The organism is Actinospica acidithermotolerans, from assembly GCF_018139625.1.
Taxonomy (GTDB): Bacteria; Actinomycetota; Actinomycetes; order Streptomycetales; family Catenulisporaceae; genus Actinospica; species Actinospica acidithermotolerans.
The window spans coordinates 16,886-41,619 of the sequence record NZ_JAGSOH010000024.1 but is presented as its reverse complement, the minus strand read 5'-3'; the positions used below and the strand labels follow the sequence as shown (position 1 = coordinate 41,619).

At 71.6% G+C, this 24,734-nt stretch carries 23 protein-coding genes; 11 read left to right on the top strand and 12 right to left on the bottom strand.

Features of this window, described 5'->3' with window-relative positions; translation table 11 throughout:
- Positions 1–5 precede the first annotated feature (5 nt).
- Genes KDK95_RS11300 through KDK95_RS11290 form a run of 3 tightly spaced genes read right to left on the bottom strand, consistent with a single transcriptional unit; the run spans position 6 to position 4,508 of the window.
- Positions 6–644, bottom strand: a complete 639-nt coding sequence (locus KDK95_RS11300; RefSeq protein WP_212518038.1) for a class F sortase — start codon at positions 642–644, stop codon at positions 6–8.
- Positions 645–666: 22 nt separating this feature from the next.
- Positions 667–3,147 carry an HAD-IC family P-type ATPase gene (locus KDK95_RS11295; RefSeq protein ID WP_372463306.1) on the bottom strand — a complete coding sequence of 827 codons (2,481 nt, stop codon included), beginning with the start codon at positions 3,145–3,147 and terminating at the stop codon, positions 667–669.
- Positions 3,057–4,508 (bottom strand): amino acid permease, encoded by a 1,452-nt coding sequence (locus KDK95_RS11290; protein ID WP_212518036.1) that lies wholly within the window; start codon positions 4,506–4,508, stop codon positions 3,057–3,059. Before KDK95_RS11290 ends, KDK95_RS11295 begins: the two co-directional genes overlap by 91 nt.
- Before the next feature lie 297 nt (positions 4,509–4,805).
- Between KDK95_RS11290 and KDK95_RS11285 the strand changes: the two genes are divergently transcribed.
- From KDK95_RS11285 to KDK95_RS11275, 3 genes are all read left to right on the top strand, one after another.
- Positions 4,806–5,864, top strand: a complete 1,059-nt coding sequence (locus KDK95_RS11285) for a hypothetical protein (RefSeq protein ID WP_212518035.1) — start codon at positions 4,806–4,808, stop codon at positions 5,862–5,864.
- A gap of 63 nt (positions 5,865–5,927) precedes the next feature.
- Entirely contained in the window at positions 5,928–7,442 is a 1,515-nt protein-coding gene (locus tag KDK95_RS11280; RefSeq protein WP_212518034.1) for an amino acid permease, read from the top strand.
- A gap of 50 nt (positions 7,443–7,492) precedes the next feature.
- On the top strand, positions 7,493–8,338 hold the full coding sequence (locus KDK95_RS11275) for a GNAT family N-acetyltransferase (protein WP_212518033.1): 846 nt from the start codon (positions 7,493–7,495) through the stop codon (positions 8,336–8,338).
- 104 nt (positions 8,339–8,442) lie between these two features.
- Here KDK95_RS11275 and KDK95_RS11270 read toward each other — a convergent pair whose 3' ends face one another.
- Positions 8,443–10,224, bottom strand: coding sequence for an NAD(P)/FAD-dependent oxidoreductase (locus KDK95_RS11270; RefSeq protein ID WP_212518032.1), 1,782 nt, complete (start codon positions 10,222–10,224; stop codon positions 8,443–8,445).
- Positions 10,225–10,422: 198 nt separating this feature from the next.
- On the opposite strand from KDK95_RS11270, the gene KDK95_RS11265 reads away from it, so the two are divergent.
- A complete protein-coding gene (locus KDK95_RS11265) occupies positions 10,423–10,818 on the top strand; it encodes a hypothetical protein (protein ID WP_212518031.1) in 396 nt (131 codons plus the stop codon).
- A 53-nt stretch (positions 10,819–10,871) separates the two neighbouring features.
- Here KDK95_RS11265 and KDK95_RS11260 read toward each other — a convergent pair whose 3' ends face one another.
- Entirely contained in the window at positions 10,872–12,119 is a 1,248-nt protein-coding gene (locus tag KDK95_RS11260; RefSeq protein WP_212518030.1) for a phosphodiester glycosidase family protein, read from the bottom strand.
- 241 nt (positions 12,120–12,360) lie between these two features.
- Here KDK95_RS11260 and KDK95_RS11255 point away from each other — a divergent pair, with 241 nt between their 5' ends.
- On the top strand, positions 12,361–13,059 hold the full coding sequence (locus KDK95_RS11255; protein ID WP_212518029.1) for a hypothetical protein: 699 nt from the start codon (positions 12,361–12,363) through the stop codon (positions 13,057–13,059).
- 160 nt (positions 13,060–13,219) lie between these two features.
- On the opposite strand, the gene KDK95_RS11250 is transcribed toward KDK95_RS11255, so the two are convergent.
- Positions 13,220–13,939 carry a TetR/AcrR family transcriptional regulator gene (locus KDK95_RS11250; RefSeq protein WP_212518028.1) on the bottom strand — a complete coding sequence of 240 codons (720 nt, stop codon included), beginning with the start codon at positions 13,937–13,939 and terminating at the stop codon, positions 13,220–13,222.
- Positions 13,940–14,035: 96 nt separating this feature from the next.
- Between KDK95_RS11250 and KDK95_RS11245 the strand changes: the two genes are divergently transcribed.
- Positions 14,036–14,500: a PaaI family thioesterase gene (locus KDK95_RS11245; protein WP_212518027.1), complete on the top strand. Its 465-nt coding sequence runs from the start codon at positions 14,036–14,038 to the stop codon at positions 14,498–14,500.
- Positions 14,501–14,786: 286 nt separating this feature from the next.
- Here KDK95_RS11245 and abmR read toward each other — a convergent pair whose 3' ends face one another.
- Positions 14,787–15,362, bottom strand: a complete 576-nt coding sequence (gene abmR / locus KDK95_RS11240; protein ID WP_372463307.1) for an ATP-binding transcription factor AbmR — start codon at positions 15,360–15,362, stop codon at positions 14,787–14,789.
- A 98-nt stretch (positions 15,363–15,460) separates the two neighbouring features.
- Here abmR and KDK95_RS11235 point away from each other — a divergent pair, with 98 nt between their 5' ends.
- Positions 15,461–16,213: an alpha/beta fold hydrolase gene (locus tag KDK95_RS11235; protein WP_212518026.1), complete on the top strand. Its 753-nt coding sequence runs from the start codon at positions 15,461–15,463 to the stop codon at positions 16,211–16,213.
- Positions 16,214–16,285: 72 nt separating this feature from the next.
- Here the strand turns inward: KDK95_RS11235 and KDK95_RS11230 are convergent, their stop codons facing one another.
- On the bottom strand, positions 16,286–17,137 hold the full coding sequence (locus KDK95_RS11230) for a putative protein N(5)-glutamine methyltransferase (RefSeq protein WP_212518025.1): 852 nt from the start codon (positions 17,135–17,137) through the stop codon (positions 16,286–16,288).
- Positions 17,138–17,161: 24 nt separating this feature from the next.
- Between KDK95_RS11230 and KDK95_RS11225 the strand changes: the two genes are divergently transcribed.
- Positions 17,162–17,878: a lysoplasmalogenase gene (locus KDK95_RS11225; RefSeq protein ID WP_212518024.1), complete on the top strand. Its 717-nt coding sequence runs from the start codon at positions 17,162–17,164 to the stop codon at positions 17,876–17,878.
- Here KDK95_RS11225 and KDK95_RS11220 read toward each other — a convergent pair.
- Both KDK95_RS11220 and KDK95_RS11215 read right to left on the bottom strand, forming a co-directional pair.
- Entirely contained in the window at positions 17,841–18,878 is a 1,038-nt protein-coding gene (locus KDK95_RS11220; RefSeq protein WP_212518023.1) for a Rossmann-fold NAD(P)-binding domain-containing protein, read from the bottom strand. The two genes, KDK95_RS11225 and KDK95_RS11220, sit on opposite strands and share 38 nt — an antisense overlap.
- Before the next feature lie 73 nt (positions 18,879–18,951).
- Positions 18,952–19,368: a TIGR03668 family PPOX class F420-dependent oxidoreductase gene (locus KDK95_RS11215; RefSeq protein WP_307844310.1), complete on the bottom strand. Its 417-nt coding sequence runs from the start codon at positions 19,366–19,368 to the stop codon at positions 18,952–18,954.
- Positions 19,369–19,501: 133 nt separating this feature from the next.
- On the opposite strand from KDK95_RS11215, the gene KDK95_RS35740 reads away from it, so the two are divergent.
- Positions 19,502–19,885 carry a DUF6083 domain-containing protein gene (locus tag KDK95_RS35740; protein ID WP_212518022.1) on the top strand — a complete coding sequence of 128 codons (384 nt, stop codon included), beginning with the start codon at positions 19,502–19,504 and terminating at the stop codon, positions 19,883–19,885.
- A gap of 474 nt (positions 19,886–20,359) precedes the next feature.
- Entirely contained in the window at positions 20,360–21,598 is a 1,239-nt protein-coding gene (locus KDK95_RS11205; protein ID WP_212518021.1) for an MFS transporter, read from the top strand.
- Here KDK95_RS11205 and KDK95_RS11200 read toward each other — a convergent pair.
- Together KDK95_RS11200 and KDK95_RS11195 are read right to left on the bottom strand one after the other, a co-directional pair.
- Complete coding sequence (locus KDK95_RS11200) at positions 21,582–22,064, bottom strand: hypothetical protein (protein ID WP_212518020.1); 483 nt, start codon at positions 22,062–22,064, stop codon at positions 21,582–21,584. The two genes, KDK95_RS11205 and KDK95_RS11200, sit on opposite strands and share 17 nt — an antisense overlap.
- A gap of 287 nt (positions 22,065–22,351) precedes the next feature.
- Positions 22,352–23,272 (bottom strand): LLM class F420-dependent oxidoreductase, encoded by a 921-nt coding sequence (locus KDK95_RS11195; protein WP_212518019.1) that lies wholly within the window; start codon positions 23,270–23,272, stop codon positions 22,352–22,354.
- Between the two features lie 136 nt (positions 23,273–23,408).
- On the opposite strand from KDK95_RS11195, the gene KDK95_RS11190 reads away from it, so the two are divergent.
- Entirely contained in the window at positions 23,409–24,734 is a 1,326-nt protein-coding gene (locus KDK95_RS11190) for a GH1 family beta-glucosidase (RefSeq protein WP_372463304.1), read from the top strand.

Genomic DNA, 24,734 nt, shown 5'->3' with positions numbered 1-24,734 from the left:
GGGCCTCAGTTCGTGCTCGTATCCGTCATGTGGGCATACACGATCGTATTGTCCTTGTAGGTTCCTCTGGCGTAATCGAAGTCACCACCGCAGGTGATCAGGCGCAATGCGGCATAGGGCACGCTCCCGTAGACGCGGCTGGTGGGAAACGCGCTCTTGGGAGCCTGCTGGACCGAGTCGACCGTGAATGTCGCGACGACATGGTCCGAACGGGTGACGTGGATCTGCTCGCCCGGCTGGACCTGGCCGAGATTGTAGAACGCGCCGCGGAAGCCCTTGGTCTCCCGCGAGTCCACGTGCGCGTCGATGATGGACGGCCCGGCCTGGCCGGGGCTCGGGCTCCCGTCGTACCAGGCCGCCTTCTGCGCCTGGTCCAACGGCGGCGCCCCGACGCTGCCGTCCGCCTGGAGGCCGACCTTCACGAGCACGGCGTGGATGTCCACGTCCGGAATGTCGATCCGCACCGGCTGCGATCCCCCGAGCGGCGCAGCGAACACCGATCCCGGGGCCGGCGCCGGCGGCAGGTACGCGGACGCGGCCGGGCTCGGCGGCCCCTGCGCCGGCTGCTGCGAATGCGCGATCTTCAGCGCGCCGAGCGCGACGACCCCGAGTGCCACCCACCCGAGAACCCGTCTGAGCGCCACGGCGTCGCTCTACCCGCGCGCGTCAGAGGGCAGGCTCCTCCGTTCGCGTGATCTCCTCCGTTCGCGTGGTCTCGGCGTCGCGGGCGCGGGACCAGCGCCAGAGGATCTCCAGCACGACGGCCGCCACCGCCGCGACCGCGAAGGAGAGGACCGTCTGCTGCCAGGCGCCGAACTGGAGCTGGAAGAAATGGCGGCCGAGCGGCAGCGCCGTGACGAGGATGAACAGCGCGGCCATCGTGCCGACCAGTACGGCCTTCCACCACACGTACGGCCGGGCGACCAGCAGGAGGACCGCGAGGCTCGCCGTGAACAGCGTGATCATCGCCGAGGTCTGCTCGGTCGGCAGCGACGCCCCGGGGGCCAGCCGTGCGAGGTAATAGGACACGAACGCGGCCACGCCGTTGACCAGCCCCGCCGGGATGGCGAAGCGCAGGACGCGCTTGACGAAGCCGGTGCGGGCGCGCGCGAGGTTCGGGGCGAGGGCGAGGAAGAAGGACGGGATCCCGATCGTGAGCGCGCCGATGAGGGTGGAGTGGCGCGGCAGGAACGGGTACGGCAGCCGGCCGATGCCGGTGAGCACGACGAGCAGGAACGACTCGAAGGACTTCACCAGGAACAGGTTCGAGACGCGCTCGATGTTCCCGACCACCCGCCTGCCCTCGGCGACGACGCTGGGCAGCGTGGCGAAGCGCTCGTCGAGCAGCACGATCTGGGCGACGGCCCTGGCCGCGCCGGAGCCGGCGCCCATCGCGATGCCGATGTCCGCGTTCTTCAGCGCGAGCACGTCGTTCACGCCGTCGCCGGTCATCGCGACCGTGCGGCCGCGGCCTTGCAGGGCGAGGACCATCTGCTGCTTCTGACGCGGCGTCACGCGGCCGAAGACCGAGTTGTCCGCGATCTCCGCGGCGAAATCGTCGGCGAAGCCGGGCGTCAGACCGCCCGCGTCGACCGGGTGCTCCGCGCCGGGCAGTCCGAGGGTCTGGGCGACGGCGCCGACCGAGACGGCGTTGTCCCCGGAGATGACCTTGAGGTGCACCTTCTGCCGCTCGAAGTACGCGAGTGTCGGCGCTGCGTCGTCGCGGATCCGCTGCTCCAGCGTGATCAGGGCGATGGGGCGCGGGTCCATGTCGGCGGTCGAGTTCGCGCCCTCGGCCGACAGCTCCTTCGGCGAGTTCGCCAGCAGCAGAACGCGCAGTCCGCCGGCGCCGACCCGCTCGGCCCGCTCGGCGGCGTACGTGCCTGCGCCGAGGATGTCCGGCGCGCCGATCAGCCACGTGCCGCGGCCGTCCGCGAAGGTCGCGCCGCTCCACTTCCGCGCCGAGGAGAAGGCGGCCACGGTCTGCGCCGACCAGCTTGCCACGGGCGCGGGGCACGCCTCGATGATCGCCAGCATGGTCGCGTTCGGCCGCTCCTCGAGCGCGCCGAGGGCGCCGAGGACCTCGCGGACCTGCGCTTCGGTGGCCTCCGCGGCCAGCGGCTCGATGCCGGCGAGCCGCATGCCGCCTTCGGTGAGCGTGCCGGTCTTGTCGAGGCACACGGTGTCGACGCGGGCCAGGCCCTCGATCGCGGGCAGCTCCTGCACCAGGCAGTTGCGCCGGCCGAGCCGCACCACGCCGACCGCGAAGGCCACGGACGTGAGCAGCACGAGCCCTTCCGGCACCATCGGCACGATCCCGGCGACGGTCCGGCTGATGCCGTTGCGCAGGCCGCCCGCGATGGCCGTCTGCACGATGATCTGCAGGATCCCGGCGGGCACCAGCAGATACGTCAGATACTTGATGATCTGCGCGATGCCGTCGCGCAGCTCGGAGCGCACGAGCGTGAACTCCTGGGCCTCGGCGGCGAGCTGCGCGGCGTGCGCGTCGGCGCCGACTCGCTCCGCGCGCATCGCGCCCTGCCCGGCGACGACGAACGAGCCGGACAGCGCCTCGTCGCCGACGTCCTTGCGGACCGGATCGGACTCGCCGGTGAGCAGCGATTCGTCCACCTCGAGGGCGGTGGACTCCAGGACGGCGCCGTCGACCGGGATCTTCTCGCCCGGGCCCAGGAGGATGACGTCGTCGAGGACGATGTCACCCGTCCGGACCTGCACCTCGGCGCCGTCGCGGCGCACCCGCGGCCGGGCCTCGCCGACGATGGCGAGCGAGTCGAGCGTGCGCTTGGCCCGCCACTCCTGCACGATGCCGATCAGCGAGTTGAAGATGATCACGAACCCGAACAGGGCGTCCTGGATCGGCCCGACGATCAGCATGATCACGAACAGCGAGCCGATGAGCCCGTTGAACCAGGTGAGGACGTTCGCCCGGACGATCGCGCCGAGCGAGCGGCTGGAGCGGGTCGGCACGCGGTTGGTCCGGCCGGCCGCGACGCGCTCGGCGACCTGGGCCCCGGTCAGGCCGGACTGCACGAGCGTCACCGGCTGCGGTCCGGCAGTCGGCGGCGGGAGAGCACCCAGCCGGTCAGCAGCACGGCCGCGATCACCGGGATCGCCGCGACGGTCCACCGGCCGGTGGCCCCGCCCTGCGCGCCCATGTCGACCACGATCGCGAGCAGGAACAGGACCGTGGCCGCGTTGACCCAGGGCCAGCCCCGGAGCCGGAACCCCGGCCGGACCGGCCCGCCGGGACCCGCTGCGCGGGTGCGGCGGACGAACAGGAGGTGGCAGAGCATGACCATGATCCAGGTGGTGGCGACGCCGAGGGCCGCGAAGTTGACCACGATGTCGAAGGCCTGGCCGGGGAGCCAGGCGTTCAGCCCGACGCCGAACGTGGCGAACGCGCAGGTGAAAAGGATACCGCCGTAGGGCACGTGCCGCGCGTTCATCAGCCCGGTGAAGCGCGGCGCCGAGCCGGCGGCGGCCATGGAGCGCAGCACCCGGCCCGTGCTGTAGAAGCCGGAGTTGAGGCTCGACATCGCGGCCGTGAGCACGACGAGGTTCATGACGCCGCCGATGCCGGGCACGCCGATCTTCGACAGCACCGTGACGAACGGGCTCTCCGAGGCGGAGTACCGGTTCCACGGCAGCAGCAGGGCGAGCATCAGCACGCTGCAGACGTAGAACAGGGCGATCCGCCAGGTCACCGAGCGCACGGCGCGCGGGACGACCTTCGCGGGGTCCTTCGTCTCGCCGGCGGTGATGCCGACCATCTCGACGCCCGCGTACGCGAACACGACGCTCTGCAGGACGGTGAAGACCGGGAGCACGCCGAGCGGGAAGAAGCCGCCGTTCTCGCGGATCAGGCTGATCCCGGGCGTGCGGCCGGCCACCTCGTGGCCGGTGCCGAGCAGCCAAACGCCGACGACCAGGAATGACGCGATCGCCGTCACCTTGATGAGCGCGAACCAGAATTCGATTTCCCCGAAAAGACGCACGGATACAAGGTTGATTGTCAATACCACGATCAGCGCGCAGAGCGCGAGCAGCCACTGCGGGACGGACCGGAAAGCGGCCCAGTAGTGCATGTAGAGCGCGACGGCGGTGCTGTCGGCCATGCCGGTCGTGGACCAGTTGAGCACGTACATCCAGCCCGCGATGTACGCACCGGGCTCGCCCATGAACTCTCGCGCGTAGCTGACGAAGGACCCTGAGGACGGCCGGTGCAGCGTCAGCTCGCCGAGCGCGCGCACGACGAAGTAGGCGAACACCCCGGCGACCGCGTACGAGAGCGCCAGCGCGGGCCCGGCGACCAGCAGTTTCCCGCCCGCGCCGAGCAGCAGGCCGGTGCCGATCGCGCCGCCGATGGCGATCATGCCGACGTGCCGCGGCGCCAGGCTCTTCGCGTAACCCTCGTCGCCCGCGTCCGCGACGGCCTGCGTCGGCGGGCCCAGGGTCGGGGTGGACAGATCCAGGTACTCGTCGGCCATGGTCCCCGAGGGTAGGCGGCGGCGCCGCCCGGATCGAGCCGCCATGCCGGGGAGGCGCCCGAACGGGATTGCATCAGCAATGTGCATCGGCCCGTGCGGCGGTCAATTGCACGGAATGCCGGTACCCGCGCGGATACGGCCGGTAAGTACGACCTCTTGTATCTTTCTCCGGCCCTCCGGTACGGTACTGCCCGTTATCCGTGACCGGTCGGCTACAGCCGGGCACCGGAACACCTCGTCGCCCCCTCCCTCCACCCACCTGCGCGAGGGGCCGCTGACACACAGTACGGAGCAGATGTGAGCTCGTCCCCCGCCTTCGACTGGGACCCCGCGGGCCCCGACCGGGTGCTCGCCGTCGCCCGCGGGGACGTCGCGGCGCTGCGCGTGGGCGCCGCCCGCGAGGCCCTGGCCGACACCCGGACGGCCGGGAACCACGACGCCCGCGCGTTCCGCACGCTGGTGCTGGCCGCGACCGCGGCGGGCAGCAACGTGGCGGAGAACTGGGCCAAGCAGGAGCCGGAGAACCCGGACGCGCTGCTGCTCTACGCAAGGGTCGCGGCGCACCGGGCGCTGACCGCGCGCCGGGACCGCGAGGCGCTCGAGGCGATCGCCGCGAAGGCCTGCACGGCCGCGCACCGGGCGTGGCCGGCCGATCCGACGCCCTTCGTCATCGAGCTGACGCTGCACCGGCTGCGCGGGGCCGGGCAGGGCGGCGTCCCGGCCCGGCCGCCGGGCACGGGCGGCGACCCGGCCTGGGCGCTGTGGCGGGAGGTCGAGGCGCGCCATCCGGGCAACCGGGAGGCGGGCCAGCGGCTGCTCGCGCTGTGCTACCCGCGGCACGGCGGCAGCGCCGAGCTGACGTCCGACACCGCCGCGTACCTCGCCTCGGTCGGGCCGCCGTACGGCATCAACCAGCTGCTGCCGCTGTTCGCCGACCTGGAGCAGGACCACGGCTCCGGGCCCGTCGAACCGGATCCGCAGCGGGTCGCGAAGATCCACCAGCTGCTCGGGCACCTGACCGCTCGCGGCCCGGTGGAGCCGCAGGCCGAGCAGCGCCGGCGCACCCTGCTGGAGATGCTCGATCTGGAGCTGCGCGGCGAGAAGGCCGTCGACCCGGTGGCCGAGGAGCTCAGCCGCGCCTGGTTCGGCCCGAACGCGACCGACGGCCCGCCGGCCTCGGCCACCGTCTCCGATCTCAGCGTGCTGGCGGAGGCGCTGCACCGGGGCGGGCGGTTCGGGCCGGCCTGGCGGGTCTTCCAGCACGTGCACCCGTACGCCAGCCCCTTCCCCTGGTCCCGGCACGGACCGCCGGAGAAGGTGCTCTCCCGCGTCTACCGCGACTGCCGCCGCGGCTGACCCGCACCGCGCGCCGCCGCACCGGCGCCGCATCCTCATCCACTTGACCGGAGGACCCTCCCCATGACCACCACGGACGTAGCCGCACAGGTCGCCGAAGACGAGGCGACCCTCAACCAACTCGGCTACCAGCGGGAACTGGCCCGCGGCTTCAAGACCTTCGACAATTTCGCGATCTCCGCCACCATCATCAACGTGCTCGCTGGCGTGTTCTCGGCGTTCGGCTTCGGCATGCTGGCCGGCGGTCCGCGCATCCTGATATTCGGCTGGATCGCCGTCTCGGTGCTCGTGCTCGCGGTCGGCGCGGCGATGGCCGAGATAGCCTCCGCCTACCCCACCTCCGGCGCCCTCTACTACGCCTCGGCGCGGCTGGCCAAGCGGAACAAGGCCGCCTGGTCCTGGTACACGGGCTGGCTCAACTTCGCCGGGCAGATCGGCGGCACGGCGGCCACCGACTTCGCCGCCGCGACCTTCCTGCAGGCCTGGATCAGCATGCAGTGGCCGAGCTACACGGCGACGCTGCACAACACGGTGCTGATCGCCGCGGGCCTGCTCGTGCTGCACGGCCTGCTCAACACCTTCGCCGTGCGCACGGTCGGCATGATCAACCGGATCTCCGTGTGGTGGCTGCTCGGCGGCGTCGTCGTCATCGCGGTCTCACTCGCCTTCGCGCCCTCGCATCACGAGCCGCTGAACTACGCGGGCGCGTTCGTCAACAACACCGGCTTCTCGAACGGCCTGTACGGGGGCCTGCTCGGCCTGCTCGTGACCTCGTGGACGTACACCGGCTTCGACGGCTCCTTCCACATGAGCGAGGAGACGCAGGGCGCCGCGACGAGCGCGCCGAAGGGCATCACCCAGTCGATCCGCTTCTCGGCCGTCTTCGGGCTCGTGCTCGTGCTCTCCCTCGTCTACGCGAGCCAGAACTGGTCCAAGGAGTCCTCGGCGAGCGTGCCGCCGGCGCAGGTCCTCGTGGACGCGGTCGGCCTGACCGGCGCGAAGCTGCTGCTGCTGTTCCCGGTGGTCGCGCTGCTGTTCTGCGGCCTGGCGAACATGACCTCGAACTCGCGGCAGATCTGGGCGTTCAGCCGGGACGGCGCGATCCCCGGCAGCGGCCTGTGGCACCGGCTCTCGGCGCGCACCCACACCCCGGTAGCGGCGGTCTGGCTGGCGGCGGGCTGCTCGATCGTGCTGACGCTCCCGGGCTGGTGGAACAGCGCCGCGTTCACCGCGGTCGTCTCAGTCAACGTCGTCGGCCTGTTCACCGCGTACGGCATCCCGATCCTGCTGCGGCTGCGGCTCGGCGGCGGGTTCGAGGCCGGACCGTGGAACCTGGGCGCGAAGGGGCGGCCGATCGCGCTGCTGGCCGTCGTCTGGATCGGGGTCAGCAATATCCTGTTCATGCTGCCGCAGTACAGCCCGATCACGCACGACAACTTCAACTACGCGCCGATCGCGCTGGCCGTCGTGCTCGCGGTGGCCACGGTCTGGTGGTTCGTCAGCGCCCGGCGCACCTTCCACGGCCCGCGCAACACGATCACCCCCGAGCAGGCCGTCATCGACCCCGATCTGATGTGAGCCGCGTGAGCGGCCTGGCACCGACCAAGCGAACGAGAGAACGACTGAACATGGGCTTCGAGATCGGTCCGGCGCGTCCGGGCGAATGGGACCAGGTCGTGCTGTGGGCGGCCAAGGAGGGCTGGAACCCCGGCCGGCACGACTCCGAGCACTTCCTGATGCAGGACCCCCGCGGGTTCCTGCTCGGTAGGCTGGACGGCAAGGTCGTCTCCGCGATCAGCGTGGTCAACTACTCCCCCGACTACGCTTTCCTCGGCTACTACCTGGTCCGCCCGGACCGGCGCGGGCAGGGGTTCGGCATCGCGACCTGGAAGGCCGGCATGCAGCACGCCGGTTCCCGCACGATCGGCCTCGACGGCGTCCCCGACCAGCAGGACAACTACCGCACGCAGGGCTTCCTGCCCGCCTACACGACCGTCCGCTACCGGGGCAGGCCGAACCTGGAGCACAAGGCGGAGGACGTCGAGGGGGTCGTCCCGGTCGGACCCGAGCACCTCGACCTGCTCGCCGCCCTCGACGCCGCGGGGCACCCGGCCGACCGGCACCCCTTCGCCTCGCGCTGGGCCGCCGACCCGCGGCACGTCACCCGCGCCCGGTTCCGCGACGGTCTGCTGACCGGCTACGGGGTGCTTCGCCCGGCCAACGAGGGCGTGCGCATCGGCCCGCTGCTGGCCACCACCCCGCGCGACGCCGCCGCCGTCCTCGCCTCGCTGCTGCGCGAGGCGGGGGACGCGACGGTCGCGATCGACATCCCCGAGCCGCACCACGTGGCCCGCAACCTCGCCGAGCTGCACGGACTGACTCCGTCCTCGCGCACCGCCCGGATGTACACCGGGCCCATCAGGTCCCTGCAGCAGTCGCTGGTCTACGGGGTGATGTCGCTGGAACTGGGGTAAGCCCGCGCCTGGACAGTCATCGCCCTCGGACTCCACCGCGGTCCGAGGGGCGATCGGGCAGGCACCCGTCCAGGCTGACCGGTCGGGTCGGTCAGTCGGGTCGGTCAGTCGGGCTGGATGTCCCCGTCGCCCGCGGCTTCCAGCATGTGGCCCTCGTCCGCGCCGCTGACCAGCTGCGGCCGGTCCTCCAGCTTCGCGGACTCGTTGAGCGCGTGCAGGTACTGCGCGACCGCGGCGACCGCGACGGCGCCCTGTCCGACGGCCGAGCCGATGCGCTTGACCGATCCCGCGCGCACGTCGCCGGCGGCGAAGACGCCGGGTACCGAGGTCTCCGACAGGTACGGCGGACGCGGGGCGTGCCAAGGCTCGGGCAGCAGCTCGGGACGGCGGCCGATCTCGTTGTCGGTGAGGATGAAGCCGAGCTCGTCCACCGCGACGACGCCCTGCACCCACTCGGAGGACGGAACCGTGCCGAACATGATGTAGAGGCCGGTGGCGGGGATGATCTCGGTCTCGCCGGTGGCGCTCTCCAGCAGCACGACCTTCTCGAGCCGGCCGTAGCCGCGCACCTCCCCGATCTCGGTGTCCACCCGGACCCTGATGTTCGGGCGCTGCAGGATCTGGTCGGCGAGGGTCTCGGACATGCCGCCCGCGCGCAGCTCGTCCTCGCGCACGACGAGGGTCACGGTCCGGGCGTGCTCGGCGAACTGGAGCGCGGCGTGGCCCGCCGGGTTGCCGGAGCCGACCAGGACCACGTCCTCGCCCGCGGACTGCCGGGCCTCGGTCTCCGAGCTGCCGTAGTAGACGCCTGCGTTGTGCAGCTCCTCCACCCCGGGGGCGTCGAGCTGCCGCCAGGTCATGCCGGTCGCGACCAGCACGCTGCGGCCGACCAGGGAGTTGCCGTTGTCCAGCGTGACCATGTGCGAGCCGTCGCCCGGGACCAGCCCGGTGGCGACCTTCGCCGAGCACCACTCGACGCCGAGGCGGCGGGCCTGGGCGAGCGCGCGGTGCGCGAAGTCGGCGCCGCTCAGCCCCGCCGGGAAGCCGAGGTGGTTCTCCACCTTCGTGCTCATGCTGGCCTGGCCGCCGGGGCAGTCGTCCTCGATGACGACGACGCTCAGGCCCTCGCAGGCCCCGTAGACGGCCGCCGCGAGGCCCGCGGGTCCGCCGCCGACGACGATCAGGTCGTAGGACTGCCGGGTCGCCTCCTGGGTCAGGCCCAGCGCGCCCGCGAGCTCGGCGATGGAGGGGTCGTACAGGGTCCGGCCGTCCTCCAGCAGCACCACGGTCGGCGCCGGGTTCGGCAGGTTGAGGTCCTTGGCCATCGCCTGCGCCTCGGGGTCCTCGCCGAGGTCCATCCAGGTGAACGGGACCAGGCTCCGGGTCAGGTAGTCCTTGACGGTGTAGCTGGCCGCGGCGAAGCGGTGGCCGAGGACGGTGACCCCCATCTCGGCGGCCGAGTGCTCGCCGAACCACTCGCCGAGCAGGTCGTCGACGATCGGCAGGATGCGCACCTCGATCGGATGCGCCGGCAGCACGGCGTACCGGTCGGTCTGCGCCAGGCTGATGGCCTGCAGCGCGGAGTCGGCCTGGTCCATCGTGGTCAGCAGCAGCCGCTTGGTCGCGGGCGAGGAGCGCCGGATGTGGCTGAACAGCTCCACCCCGGTGCCGTCGGCGAGCCGATGCGCGCAGACGGCGAGGGCCACCGCGCGGCCCTCGATGTGCAGGTGGGCGAGGACCTCCGAGGCCTCGCGCAGGCCGCCGGCGCCGAAGACGCGGCAGGCCTGGCCGAGGTGGCGGCGCAGGCCCTCCACCGTCGCGTCGCGCTCGATGGGGTCGGAGTCGACCACCAGAATGGAGGACTGGGGACCGTTGCCAGCCGTCATCGCGCTGCCTCTCTCGTCGTGGGTCCGGGCAAGTCCCAATGTAAGGAAAGGTACGGATATCCGCGCGGTGATCCGACCGTTCGGGCCAACGGGGCCCGGGCCGGCGGCACCCGGCCCGCCGGCGGCCGCACGCGCCGCGATGCCCCGAACTGGCTACTGCGCTGCGCGCGCGGGCCCGTCCCGTCGGATGCTCGATGTATGGATCTCTCGACTAGCGGGCCCTGGCGTCGCCGGCTCGCACTCGCCGCCGCAGCATCCGGCCTGTGCGCCGCCCTCGCGAGCTGCACGACCACCACCCCGCCCACATCCGGCAGCACCGCGAGCAACGCCCCGAACACCGCGGGGAACTGGAGCGGCGCCCAGAAGAACGCGGGCGAGATCGCGCTGGCGGGCTCGCCGATCAACAACACGCCGGCGGAGGCGGCCTGCGTGGTGCGGTTCGCCGCGGCCACCGAGTCCTGGCAGGACTTCCTCGCCGCCGTCACGATGATCCAGCAGAGCGGCGCCCCGATCGGCGTCGTGGGCGGCCCGCTCTCGCAGGCCGCGGCCAAGTGCGCGGCCGGCCCCGTGACCGTCGTGCGGGTGACTTCCTGAGGCAGGCCGCCGCCATCGCCCGGCCGGCCACGGGACCCGTCGAAGACGCGGGCTCAGCGCGCGTGCACGCTGACGAAGTCCCGGTCGGAGGGCGAGAAGTAGCGGTCCGCGGGCGGGTTGAAGTCCCAGAGCTTGGTGGCGGTGAGGTTCTGCGGATTCCGCAGGCCGTCATAGGTCATGAACGACGTCCAGTCCGGGTTGATGTCGAGCTCCATCCCGTAGACCGCGCCGGCCGCCTTGAGCAGCTTGGCGAGCGTGTAGACGGAGAGCTCGGTGCCGCCGACGTACACGATGTCGCCCTTCGCGGTGACGCCTACGCCCGAACGGGCGATGTAGTACCAGCCGCGGATCGTGTACCCCCAATCGGCTCCGGAGCCGTCGTACTCGCCGACGGTGACGTTGCCGTCGTCCACCAGCAGGTTGAGGTTCTCGCGCACGGCGGCCACGTCCGGGGTCATCGACAGGTCGCGGCCCCAGGCGCCGATCTTGAGGGTGCCGTCCTTGTAGAAGACCTCGGCGGCCTTGCCGTCCACGAGCGGCACGGCGGTGCGTCCGTCCTCGTAGAAGCCGCCCATCGCGTCGTCCGGGCTGACCTTGAAGCCGCCGTTCCAGGTCGCGACGAGGCGGTCGCGCATGGACGGGCTGATGTAGTCGGGCTCGGCCCAGGTGCCGCCGGGCTGGTCGTAGCCGGGATTGAGGGTGAACGAGAGCGCGTGCTGGTTGAGCCAGGCCACGTACGCCAGGTTGGAGGTGTGCTCGGCGTCCGGGCGCAGCGCGGCGGTCTCGACGATCGGGTTGCCGAGCGGGCCGATCACGGCCGGGGAGAAGACGCCCTCGCCGGGGACGGACCCGGAGGCGAACGGCGTGATGTTCGCCGGCGAGTCGGCGGGCGCGAGCTTGAGGTTCTCCCGCGTGCCCGAGGTGTCCTGGTTCTTCGACTTGAGCTGCGCGAGCTGACCGGAGTTCAGCTTCCCGCCGGTGGCCGGAGCGGTGTAGGTCTCGTTCTCCAGCCAGGTCACCAGCATGCCCATGTGGTGATCGCGCGCCCATTCGGCCACCCGGGCGGCGAACGGGTCGGTCCCCGGCGCGGTGAGGTACGGCGGAAGGGTGACGCCGACGTAGCCGACGACCAGCACGAAGACGGCGAGCAGGCCGCGCAGCACGTACCTGCGCCGCCGTTTGCGCCGAGCCTTCTTCGGATCCTGCGGTTTCTCGCCGTCCGGCCGCCGCTCCGCGGTCTGGGCCTCGGCCTCGTTCTCGACCTCGGCGACGGACGCATCGGGCTCAGGTACCGGGTTCATCAGCTTGATTCCTCGCGCAGTGGATCGGGCGCGACCGGCCCCCTGACCGGCCATCATATCTGGCATTTACGACGATACACGGATGTATAGGTATGAATAGCTGTAGAACGGATGTCTTTGCGCCGATCCGGTGAGCTTCGCGGCGCTGACGGAGCGTCATGCGGCGGGTCGGCGGGCCCGCGCGCAGAGTGCTGGGAAGGGAGAGCCGGACCCCGCCGCCGTACGGAGGATGATGACGCGTATGCCTCGCAGAACCCACGTGTTCCTCGCCGCGGCGGCCACGGCGGCGGCCCTGCTCGCCGCCGGATGCGGAACATCCGCGGCCGAGGGCGGCACGGCCGGAAGCCGGCAGGTCAAGGCGGTGCAGGCGAAGCCGACGCCGGCCGCCCCGCACAGCGCGGCGCCCTCCCCCACCGCGAGCGCGACCGCCGCCGCGACCGTCGACCCGGGCACGCTGCCGCAGACGAACGTGCTGCCCGGCGACCGCGACGCGCAGTTCCAGGTCGGCGCGTACTCGCTCTGGCAGGCGATCGTCCAGGACAAGCCGCAGCTCGCTCACGCGTTCTTCTTCCCGCTCACCGCCTACCGGCAGGTCAAGGCGATCTGGGACATCGACGCCGACTATCAGAACCGGCTGATCGCCTGGTACGACCTGGACATCCAGGCCGCTCACGACCACCTCGGCCCGGCCGCCGACGCCCGCTTCGTGAGCATGGACGTGCCCGAGTCGAACGCCGAATGGATCGAGCCGGGCGTCGAGTACAACAAGGGCTCGTACTACCGCGTCTACGGCACCAGGCTGAACTACGAGGTCAACGGGCACGCGGAGTCGATCGGGGTCTTCTCGCTGATCTCCTGGCGCGGCGAGTGGTACGTCGTGCACCTCGGTCCGAGCACGCGCGCGGCCATGCAGGGCATCGTCTATGACCCCTCGAACTAAGCGGCGGCTTCAAGCTAGCGTCGGATCAGGCCGCGGCGTCTGACGTGCGCGCTCGCAAGGCGCAGGAGCGGGCGCATACTCGTCGTCTGCAACCGTCCTCGCAACGCCGCGAGCGTGCGTGGCAGGCGCCGCGAACCCGGCGATAGGCTGAAGACGCGGGTTAGCGCAGCGCGGCGGCCCAGTCGCGGAAGGCCTCGGCGTACTGCGCGGTCGTCGGCGCGGCCTCACGCGGCTCGCTCTCGAGCCAGCCGAGAGCCGCGGTCCCAAGGCCCGACGTGCGCGCGGCAGCGTCCAGGAAGTCGTCGGGGTCCTGCGGCCACGGGAAGTACGGGTGCGCGATCACCAGAGCGGTGCAGCCGTGCACGGTGGCCAGCGCGCGCAACGCGATCTGCTGCGGGTCGCCGCGCAGCACCCCCGCGGCGACGCACGGTTCGACGGCCTCGGTGAGGTACCGCAGGCAAGCCATCGCAGCCTCCTGCTGCGGCCCGGGCTCGCCGGGGCGCGGCGCCCCCATCATCAGCAGCCGGTATTGCACCGGATGCTGCAGACCGAACCGCATGTATGCCACGGCGCCGTGCCGTAGCCCCTGGAAAGGGTCGTCGGCCGCCGCCTCGATCGCCTCGCGCACGACGGCGCCGAGCGTCTCCCACACGCGCATGCAGACGGCGGCGATCAGGGCGCTCTTGTCGGCGAAGTGCCGGTAGACGGCCGGGGTGCTCACACCCGTGCGCGTCGCGACCGCGCGCAGAGTCAGCGCGGACTCGTCCCCGGCCTCGTCGAGCAGCGTCTGCGCCGCGAGCAGGATCTCCTCGCGCAGCAGCTGCCCTTCGCCGGGGCGCGCCCGCGTGCGCGCCCGCACCGCGCGCTCAGTACCGCTCATCCCGCCATGTTGACACGCGCCAGGTTCACACTGTCAACTTGACGTCGTCAACCTCGCAGCAGCAGACGTATACGACGACGCCTCCGGAGGACCGCCGTGACCGCCCAGCAGGAACCCGCCCAGCCGCCGTCGCAGCTCACCGGCCTGCGCCTGTTCGAGCTCTACCGCGACGGCGCGATGGACCCGACCGGCCTCGCCTCGCTGCTGGACATCCGGTGCCCCGAGGTCGAGGACGGCCGGATCGTGTTCACCTGCAAGACCCGCCCCGACTTCGCCAACCCCCTCGGCCAGCTGCACGGCGGCATCGCGGCCACCCTGCTCGACTCGGCGATGGGCTGCGCCGTGCACACGACGCTGCCCGCCAACCAGGCCTACACCTCGCTGGACATCTCGGTCCGCTACATCAGACCCGGCTACATCGACGGCGGCGAACTGCGCGCCGAGGGCAAGGTCGTCCACCGCGGCCGCAAGGTCCGCACGGCGGAGGCGACGCTCACCGACGAGTCCGGCAAGCTCATCGCCACCGCCACCTCCTCGCTGATGGTCCTCCTGCTGAGCTGATGGTCCTCCCGCTGAACGGCTGAGCAGAGCCCACGCCCGCAGGACATTCACCTCGGCCCAGTTGGCTAAGCAGACCAAACGCCGGCAGGTTATTCACCCCGACTCGGACGGCTGAGCAGACCACAGGCCCGCAAAGCATTCACCCGAGTCAGTCGGCTGAGCAGACCACGCGCCGGCAGGTTATTCACCCCGACGCGGACGGCTGAGCAGCGCCCACGGCCGCCGAGCACTCAACCCGAGTCAGTCGGCTGAGCAGACCACGCGGCCGCAGGTCATTCACCCCGGCTCAGTCCAGATCCGGGCCCTGGTTCCGCAGGTCCTCCACGCGGGTCATCGCCTCGCGCAGTTCGCCGAGCCAGCCGTCCGCGTGCTGGCCGACCAGCCGCACCGCCCAGGCCAGCGCCTCCGACCGGGAGCGCGCGACGCCCGCGGCCACGAGCGTGTCCAGCACGATGCGCTCGGGCTGCCGCAGCCGCGTCATCACCGGCACCGAAAGCACCGTGAAGAGCTCGGTCGTCTCGCCGAGCGTCGCGCCCCAGGCGACCTTGCGGCCGAACCGGTGCTCCGCCTGCCGGGCGATCTCGATCCGCTCGTCCCGCGTCTGCTCGCGGAAACGGCTGATCCGGCCGGCGTGCGCGGCCGCCCGCGCGGCAGCGTCGGTGAACTCGTCGGTGAGGTCCGGCAGCGTGCCGACGACGAGAATCTCCTCGCGATCCACGGTGACCTCGGGCGACGCGGTGAACCAGCCGTCCGGCAGCCGCCCCGCGAACCAGGCCGTGGCCTGCTCGGCGGACAGCGGCTCGGGGTTCTGCTGAGCGGCGCCGCCCCAGCGGCCGCGACCCGGTCCCATTCCCTTGTTCATGAGCATGCTCCCGACGCTCGATTACATGATTACACCGGTACTAACGTTACCTCGTAAGTCCCGCAATAGCCATCGTCCGGACGTGTACCTTCCAAGGCATGAAGCTCAACACCAGGGAGTGGGGCGCGGGCGAACGCGCGGCGCTGCTCGTCCACGGCATCATGTCCGACTCACGCACGTGGCACCGGGTCGGCCCGGCGCTGGCCGGGCACGGCTACCGCGTCATCGGCGTCGACCTGCGCGGCCACGGCGCATCGGATCGGTCGGACGCGTATCCGGCAGCGGGATACGGAACGGACATCGTAGAGACGGTCGAGGCTCTGGGCCTGACCGGCGTCGAGGTGGCGATCGGCCACTCGCTCGGCGGGCTCGCGGTGCTCGACGCGGTCGAGGCGGGGCTGCGGGCCGGGCGCGCGGTGTACGTCGATCCCGCCTGGCGCATAGCGCGGCGGGACGACGGGTTCGATCCGGCGGTGTTCGTCGAGTTCGCCGACACCGCGACGTACGACTCGATCGCCATGATGGCCCCGCGCTGGGATGCCGAGACCATCGAACTCGAACTAGCCACGTTCGCCGCCTGGGACCGGCGGACGGCGCTGGACCTGTCGAGCCACGCGCACTCGGCGCCGGACGAGGAAGCCGAGACCGCGGGCGGAGGCAGTGGACTACCGCTGCGCCCCGACGTGCCCTCCCTCATCATGCTCGCCGCGGCCAGCCAGATGCTCGACACGCAGGACGCTGAGACGCTCCGCGAGCGCGGCTTCGAGATCCGCACCGTGCCTGGTGCCGGCCACTCCATTCACCGCGACGACTTCGAGGGCTTCATGACGGCGCTCGAAGGCTGGATCTGAACCGGCCGCCGACGAAGCGACCGATCAACACGGTCGAGGCGTAGTCCGCCGTACTCGACTACGTCGCCCTGCTCACCGCGCTCGAAGGCTGGATCTGAACCGGCCGCCGACGAAGCGACCGATCAACACGGTCGAGGCGTAGTCCGCCGACTCGTGCACGCTCGGCTCGAGTCCGGCGGCGCGGAAGGCGGCGATGGCGGCGTCCTGCTGGCGGTCGCTGACCTCGATCAGCAGCCGGCCGTCGGGCCGGAGCCAGCGGGGGGCGGCCTCTGTCGCCACGCGGCGGAGGAGGTCCAGGCCGTCCGGGCCGCCGTCGAGCGCGTTCAAGGGCTCGTAGTCGCGCGCCTCGGACGGGAGCAGTTGGATCTCGGTGGTGGGGACGTACGGTACGTTGGCCGTCAGGATGCTGACTTTGCCGGTGAGCCTCGCCGGGAGCGGTGCGTCGAGGTCGCCCTGGTAGACGAAGGCGTCGCCCGACTCGATCGCCGTCGCGAGGTTCTTGCGGGCGCAGCGGACGGCCGCCTCGTCGATGTCCGCGGCGTGCAGTTCGATCCGGCCGTCGCCGCGCTGCCGCATCGCCTCCAGCAGCGAGGCGCCGATCGGTCCGGCACCGCAGCACAGGTCCACGACGGCCTCTCCGGGTGCGAGGAAGCCGGACGCGAGGTACGCAAGGAACCGCGTCCGTTGCCGTGGCACGAACACCCCGGGCTCGACCGCGATCCGCACGCCGCCGAAGTCGGCCCAGCCGAGGACGAGTTCCAGCGGCGAGCCCTCGACCCGGCGCGTGATCATCGCGTCGAGCGCGGCACGGTCGTCCGCCTCCGCGAGCAGCAGGCGCGCCTCGTCCTCCGCGAACACGCAGCCGCCGGTCCGCAGCCTGCCGACGACGACTTCCCACTCGGGCCCGTCCAATTCCACTGGCATGGCGATACGGTACCTTCTGCGTTCATGAGTCCCGACGCCGCGACCAGCCGGCAGCTCACGCCCTCGGCTCCGATACCGGTCTGGCCGCGCTACGCGCTCCCGGCGTTCGCGACGCTCGCCGCGCTGAACCTCATATTCGAGGCGGCCGGGCCCCGGATCGGCTTCGATCTCACCAAGCCGCTGCTCATGCCGCTGCTCGCGGCCGCGCTACTCGCCCAGGGCCGGCCCACCCCGCCCCTGCTGCTGGGCGCGCTCCTCGGCTCGACGATCGGCGACACGATGCTGCTGTTCGGCGGCACGTGGTTCCTCGTCGGCATGGCCGGCTTCGCCGCGACGCACCTGTGCTACATCACCCTTTTCGGTCGCTGCGGGGTCCGCCGCGACCGGCGACGGACGATGGCCGCCGGCGCGCTGCTCTACGGCGTCGTCTGGATCGTGCTGATCGACAACCTCCTGCCTGGCGTCGCCCCCGGCATGCGCATACCGATCACCGGTTACAGTCTTCTGTTGATATTCATGGGAATCCACGCTTTCGCGGGCGATCGCCGGACCCGCATCGGCGGCGCGCTCTTCGTCCTCTCCGACTCGATGATCGCGGGCGGGCTCGCACACTGGCACATGCCGCGCGGCACGGGATTCGCCGTCATGGCGACCTACATCCTCGGCCAGTACCTCCTCGTCAGTGGTCTGATGAACCTCAGCATCAGCGCAGGTCGCCGTCCTCGCCGACCAGGTCCTTGAGGGCCGCCGCCTCCACCTCCGGCGCGATGCCGTGGCCGTTGATCCGGCCCTGCCCGTCCTCCAGGCCCTCGACCTCGCGCAGCCAGGCCCACGTGTCGCGCACGGTCTCGGCGAGCGGACGGCAGCGCAGTCCGGCCTCGAGGGCGAGCTCCGAGCGCACGTCCCAGACCGCCGCGCCCGCGCCGTCCCTGGCCGACCAGGCCGGCAGGCCGGTCCACTCGGGGATCTCGTGGGCTCGCAGGAATTCGTCGCCGGCCCAGCGCAGCCGGGCTCCGGAGCCCGTCTCCCGGACGCAGGCTTCGAGCAGGTCGCCGAAGGTCTCCGTCGCGGGCCCGACCGTCGGGAACGCGCCGTACTCGCCGTTCTCGATGCAGCGCAGGCCGAAGAGCGCGATATCGCGGGCGTCGATCGGGCCGATGGGGAGCTTCGGGTCTCCGGGAGCGAGCACGTCGCCGCCGCGCGCGATCCGCTTGAGCCACCAGGTGAGGCGGCCGGAGGTCTCGTGCGGGCCCAGGATCAGGCCCGCGTCGATGCAGATCGTGCGGTCCGGAAAGTGCTCAAGCACCGCCCGCTCGCAGCCCGCCTTGAGCGGACCGTATTCGCCCTCCGTCTCGTCCGGACCGCACTCGTATTTCGGCGAGCCGTCGCGAACCGGCTCCCCAGCCCAGCTCGGGTACGCGTTCAGACTCGAGATGAACAGGTACGCGCGCGCCTTGTCACGCAGCGCCCGCGCCGACTCGCCGACGATCTTCGGCTGGTAGCCGCAGGTATCGACGACCGCGTCCCACCCCGGGCCGCCGTCGGCCGGCTCGGGCGCGCTCTCGGCGAGCCTTGCCAGATCCTCGGGTTTCTCGCGATCGCCGCGCACTACCCGGACGCCGGCGAGCTCGGTGCTCTGCCGACCGCGGTTGAAGACCGTGACCTGATGGCCGGCGGCCAGCGCCTCGGCCGCGAAGGCCCGCCCGAGGAACCGGCCTCCGCCGATGATGAGAATACGCATATACCGATCTTGCGCGGCCGCACTCTCCCGGGCAACCGGATCGCCGCTTATTAGCTCAGAGCAGAAACCGGCGTCAATGTCCTGCGTAGCGCCAGCCGCTCCAGCGCTCTACCGAGATCTCGACGACCGGACCGTCCATGGCCACGTCGGCGTACTGCGGATACCGTGCACGCAGCAGCTCTCGCGCCGCCTCCGCGCCGCTCCCGAGGACCCTGGCAAGCCCGTCGGCCCGCACCCACCACAGCCGCTCCCACTCCTCGTCGTATTCATCGACGAGCAGACTGACCTGCGGATTCTCCCTGATGTTCCGGAGCCGCCTGAGGCGCGCGGAGCTCTTCGGCTTCGCATCGACGGCGAAGTACACGCTGTCGCCGTCGAGCGCGAACGTCACCGGCACAACGTGCGGGGCACCGTCCGCGCCGGCGGTGGCCAGCCGCGCGACCCGCGCCGCACCGAACGCGGCGCGGCATGCCTCCTCCGTCAGCCTCACAGCCCGCTCCGTCCCGTCATGAATGCCCGACCGTCACCGGATCCTCGCATGTTGCCAAGCCAGAACGCGCGGACGCCGGTCGGCCGGCGTGAAGCATCCACGCGATCCATGAAGGTCAGACTAGGGTGGGACCGTGCAGGATGCGCTATGGGACTTCGAGGCGGAGGGGACCGAGCCGAAGCCTGGCCGTCCGGCGGGCGCGCGCGAGCCGCGCCGGTACCGGCGGCGGGGCGTGGACCGCTGCCCGAAGTGCGAGCAGCCGGTGGAGGTTTTCCCGCTCGCGCAGGGCGAGGGGTACGACGCGGTGGTGCCGGGCGAGTACCCGAGCGCGCGGGTGCCTGAGGAAGCCGCGCGGCACGTCGTGCGCGGGCGGCTGTGGCCCGGACGGGACTCGGGCGGCTGGAGCCGGATCCACCACCGGGCGGTGTGCCCTGACGAGGCGATGCCGGAGGACCGGGAGCTGCTGCAGATGTGGCGCGCGCTGCGGGTGCGCCGGCGGGCCCGCGCCGAAGGCTGAGGCCGCGGCGAACGGCGACCCGGGCCGGGAACAGGGACGGAAGGCCGCGCCCGGGGACCGGAATGACGGGTCCGGGGGGCGGAACGTCGAGTCGAGGGTACGGAAGGCCGCGCCCGGGGACCGGAAGGACGGGTCCCAGGGACGGAACGTCGAGTCCAGGGGACGGAAGGACGGGTCCCGGGGACGGAACGCCGAGTCCGGGGACCGGGATCGCGGACGGAGGGTCGGCTCCGAAGGCGGAAGGACCGCGCGGTGGCCGCCGGGTCTTCCGACGGCCGCCGCGCGGCGACCTACACATTCCCACGAACCATTTCTCCCTGTCCCAGCCGGTTCCTCCTTCCGCCGCGGCGACCCTGAAGAAGCTCTCGGGGATAGTGATGCGGCAAATCCGGCTCGGAAAATCCGGACGGCGCCGAATCTCACCGGATCGAGCGAGTGGTCTGCTCAGTGGATCCCCCCGGTAGGCTCGGGACCATGGGTAAGCCGAGAACCGAGGCCGCGCACCTGACCGACTCCCCCGCCCCGGCCTCCGCGCCCGCGAACAGACCTTTGACGAACGCGACCGTGCTGCTGCTCGCGATCGCCATCGGCTCGACGGTCGCGAACCTGTACTACGCGCAACCGCTGCTCGCCTACGTCCGCGACGACCTGCACCTGAGCTCGGCGGGCGCGGGCCTGACCGTGACCGTCACGCAGTTCGGGTACGCCCTCGGCCTCATCCTCGCCGTCCCGCTCGGCGACCTGCTCGAACGCCGCCGCCTGGTGACGGTCATGTGCTGCCTGAACGCGGCCACGCTCGCGGTGTGCGGCACCTCGTCGACCGGCTCGGTGTTCTACGTCACCTCCGCGCTGATCGGCGTCTTCGCCGCGACGGCTCAGATCCTGGTCGCGTTCTCTGCGGACCTCGCGTCTCCCGAGCAGCGGGGGCGGGTCGTCGGCACGGTGATGAGCGGGCTGCTGCTCGGCATCCTCGCGGCCCGGACCGTCTCCGGATACCTCGCGCAGTTCGGCGGCTGGCGCTCGGTCTACTGGTTCGCCGCCGGACTCATGCTGCTGCTCGCGCTGATCCTGCGCTTCCGGCTGCCGCGCGGTTCGGTGTCCACCGACATCCGTTACGGCGCTCTGCTTCGCTCGGTGCTCGCGCTGATGCGCGAGGAGCCGCTGCTGCGGATCCGCGCGGTCTACGGCGCGCTCGCGTTCGCGGGCTTCAGCACGCTGTGGGCGCCGCTGGGGCTGATGCTCGCCGGATCGCCGCACTATCTGTCCACGGGGCTGATCGGCCTGTTCGGCCTCGCGGGGATGGCCGGCGCGCTCGCCGCCCCGCTCGCCGGCCGCAACGCGGACCGCGGCGGCGCCGGGCGCATGACGATCCTGAGCGCCGTGCTGCTGACGGCGGCCTGGCTTCCCGCCGCGTTCGCGCGGACGTCGATACCGCTGCTGGTCCTGGGCATCGTGGTGTTCGACTTCGCCTGCCAGTCGATGCACATCACGAACCAGTCGGAGATCTACCGGCTCCGCCCGGACGCGCGCAGCCGGCTGACCTCCGCGTACATGACCTGCTACTTCGCCGGCGGCGTGATCGGCTCGGCGCTCGCCAGCGTGATCTACGCGGCGGACGGCTGGAGCGGGGTGTGCGCGCTCGGCGCGGGATTCGGCGCGTGCACGGTGCTGCTCTGGGGCTGGCAGACGCTGCGGGTCAGATCGGCTTCGTGAAGCCGCAGGCGTACCACAGCCTCCTGCGATACTCGGCGGCGGTCATCGCCGTGCCGACCGGCATGCCGGCAGGGAGCTTGAGGCTGTTGAAGTACACGCATTCGCAGACCCGGCAGTAGAGCGCGCGGGCGTGGGTCTTGTGCACGAGCGGCAGGGCGCCGAGCATCCGGCTGCGGTTGAGCCGCGTCTGCCAGACCCCGAGACCGGCGAAGGTCAACGCGAAGATCACGAAGACGGCGGCGGCCTGGTACCAGCCGGTCGAGGGGGCGAGGATCCAGGCGACGACGCCGAGGACTGCGCAGCCCGCGGCGCACAGCCAGAGCCCGGACCAGGCGACCCGATCGGGCAGCCGCACATCCAGCCACGAACCGTCACCGGGTGATGACGCAGCGCTTACGACGCCGGCGGCGCTCGCGCAGCTCGGGCAGTGCTCGGGCGTCACGGGCTCCGGGTCGGGCTGATCCATGGCGTCCGTTATAGCAAGATTCATCCCAAGCCGGTACGACTATCTTTAAAAAGTCGGCTAAAGATCTCCCGAGAATCCGCTCCGGCCCCGGTCCGCTCCGGCTCGCCCGGGCCGCCCCGGAGCGAGCCGCGGCGGGCCCGAGCGGCCGGGCAGGCCAGGGCGAGCCGGAGCGGACCGGGCAGCCGACCCGGAGCGGCCGGGCCGGCCAGAGCGGACCGGAGCGGACCGAGCACCCGAGCCGGAGCCCGGCCGGCCAGAGCGACCCGGGCCGGCCCGGAGCGGCCCGGCTAGACGTTCGGCAGGATCTCGGCGGCGATCAGCTCGAGGTGTTCGAGGTCCGACAGGTCCAGGACCTGCAGGTAGGCGCGCTCGGCGCCCGCGGCGGCGTAGGCCTGCAGCTTGGCGACCACCTCGGCCGGGGTTCCGGTCAGGCCGTTCTCGCGCAGCTCGTCGACCTCGCGGCCGATCGCGGCCGCGCGGCGGGCGATCTCAGCCTCGTCCCGGCCGACGCAGACGACCTGGGCGATCGAGTGGGTGAGCGTCTTCGGGTCGCGGTCGATCTTGCGGCAGGCCTCGTCCACGATGCGGTAGCGCTCGCGGGTGTCCTCGATGCTCGCGAAGCCGGAGTTGAAGTCCGCGGCGTACTGCGCGGCCAGCCGCGGCGTGCGCTTGAGGCCGCCGCCGCCGATGATCAGCGGGACCTGCGGCTGCGCGGGCTTCGGCAGCGCGGGGCTGTCGACGAGCCGGTAGTTCTTGCCGTTGTGGCTGAAGGTCTCCCCCACCGGCGTGCCCCACAGGCCTGTGACGACGGCCAGCTGCTCCTCGAGCAGGGCGTGCTTGTTCTCCGGGAACGGGATGCCGTAGGCGGTGTGCTCCTGCTCGAACCACCCCGCGCCGAGGCCGAGTTCCACCCGGCCGCCGGACATCGCGTCCACCTGCGCGACGATGATCGCGAGCTGGCCGGGCAGCCGGAAGGTCACCGGGGACACCAGCGTGCCGAGCCGCAGCCGGCTGGTCTCGCGGGCCAGGCCGGCCAGCGTGATCCACGCGTCGCTCGGCCCCGGCAGGCCGTCGACCGAGCCCATCTTCAGGTAGTGGTCGGAGCGGAAGAACCCGTCGAAGCCGAGCCGCTCCGCGGCCTTCGCGACGGCCAGCAGCGTCTCGTAGCTCGCGCCCTGCTGGGGTTCGGTGAAGATTCTCAATTCCATGGCCCCATCCTGTCACCGGCCGAGTCTTGCGCGACGGCAGCCGCTGCCCGACACTCTCCTGAACGTCGGTTCACATTCAGCGGAGGGTACGAGGAACGTGGTGCTGCCCGGCTTTCCCCAGGGTTTCCGGTGGGGCGTGTCGACCGCCTCGTATCAGATCGAAGGGGCGGTCCGCGAGGACGGCCGGGGACCGTCGATCTGGGACACGTTCACCCACCAGCCCGGCCGGATCAAGAACGGCGACACCGGCGACGTGGCGTGCGACCACTACCACCGCTGGCCCGAGGACGTGGCCCTGATGGCGGACTTGGGCATCGACGCGTACCGCTTCTCGATCGCCTGGCCGCGCGTGCAGCCGACCGGCCGCGGCACCCCGAACACCGCGGGGCTCGGCTTCTACGACCGCCTGGTCGACGCCCTCCTGGAGCACGGCATCAAGCCGCTGCCGACGCTGCTGCACTGGGACCTGCCGCAGGCGCTGCAGGACGCGGGCGGCTGGATGAACCGTGACACGGCGTACCACTTCGCCGACTACTCGGCCGTTGTCACGGCCCGGCTCGGCGACCGCGTGAAGAGCTGGATCACGCTCAACGAGCCGATCGTGCACCTTGCCTACGGCTACGCGTTCGGCATGCACGCGCCCGGCGAGGCGCTGATGTTCGACGCGATGCCGGTCGCGCACCACCAACTCTTGGCGCACGGCCTGGCCACGGCGGTACTGCGCGGGAGCGGCGCCGAGGAAGTGCTGATCGCGAACAACTGCACGCCGGTTCGAGCCGCTTCCGAGCAGCCCGAGGACGCCGCCGCCGCCGAGATCTACGACGCCTTCCACAACCGGCTGTTCCTCGACCCGATCCTGCTCGGCACGTACCCCGATCTGAGCGCGATGGGGCTGCCCGCCGACCCCGAGTTCGTCGAGCCCGGCGACCTGGAGATCATCAGCACCCGCATCGACGGCCTCGGCGTCAACTACTACAATCCGACGCGCATCGCCGCCGCGGATCCGGCCGCGACCGGGCTGCCCTTCGATTTCCGCGAGTTCGAGGGCGTGCCGAGGACCGCGTTCGGCTGGCCGGTGATCCCGGAAGGGCTGACCGAGCTGCTGGTCGGCCTCAAGGAGCGGTACGGCGACGCGCTGCCGCCGATCACGATCACCGAGAACGGCTGCTCGACGGCCGACGAGCCCGCTGCGGCGGACGAGGACGGCACGGTCGGCGCCGTCCACGACGCGGCCAGGATCGAGTACCTCGAGAGCCACATCAACGCCCTGTATCGGGCGATCGAGGCCGGGGTGGACGTGCGCGGCTATCTGACCTGGTCGCTGCTGGACAACTTCGAGTGGGCCGAGGGCTACAGCCAGCGCTTCGGCCTGGTCCGCGTCGACTTCGAGACGCTGCGGCGCATCCCGAAGGACTCGTACCACTGGTACCGGGCCGCGCTCGCGGCCCAGCGGAAGGGCTGA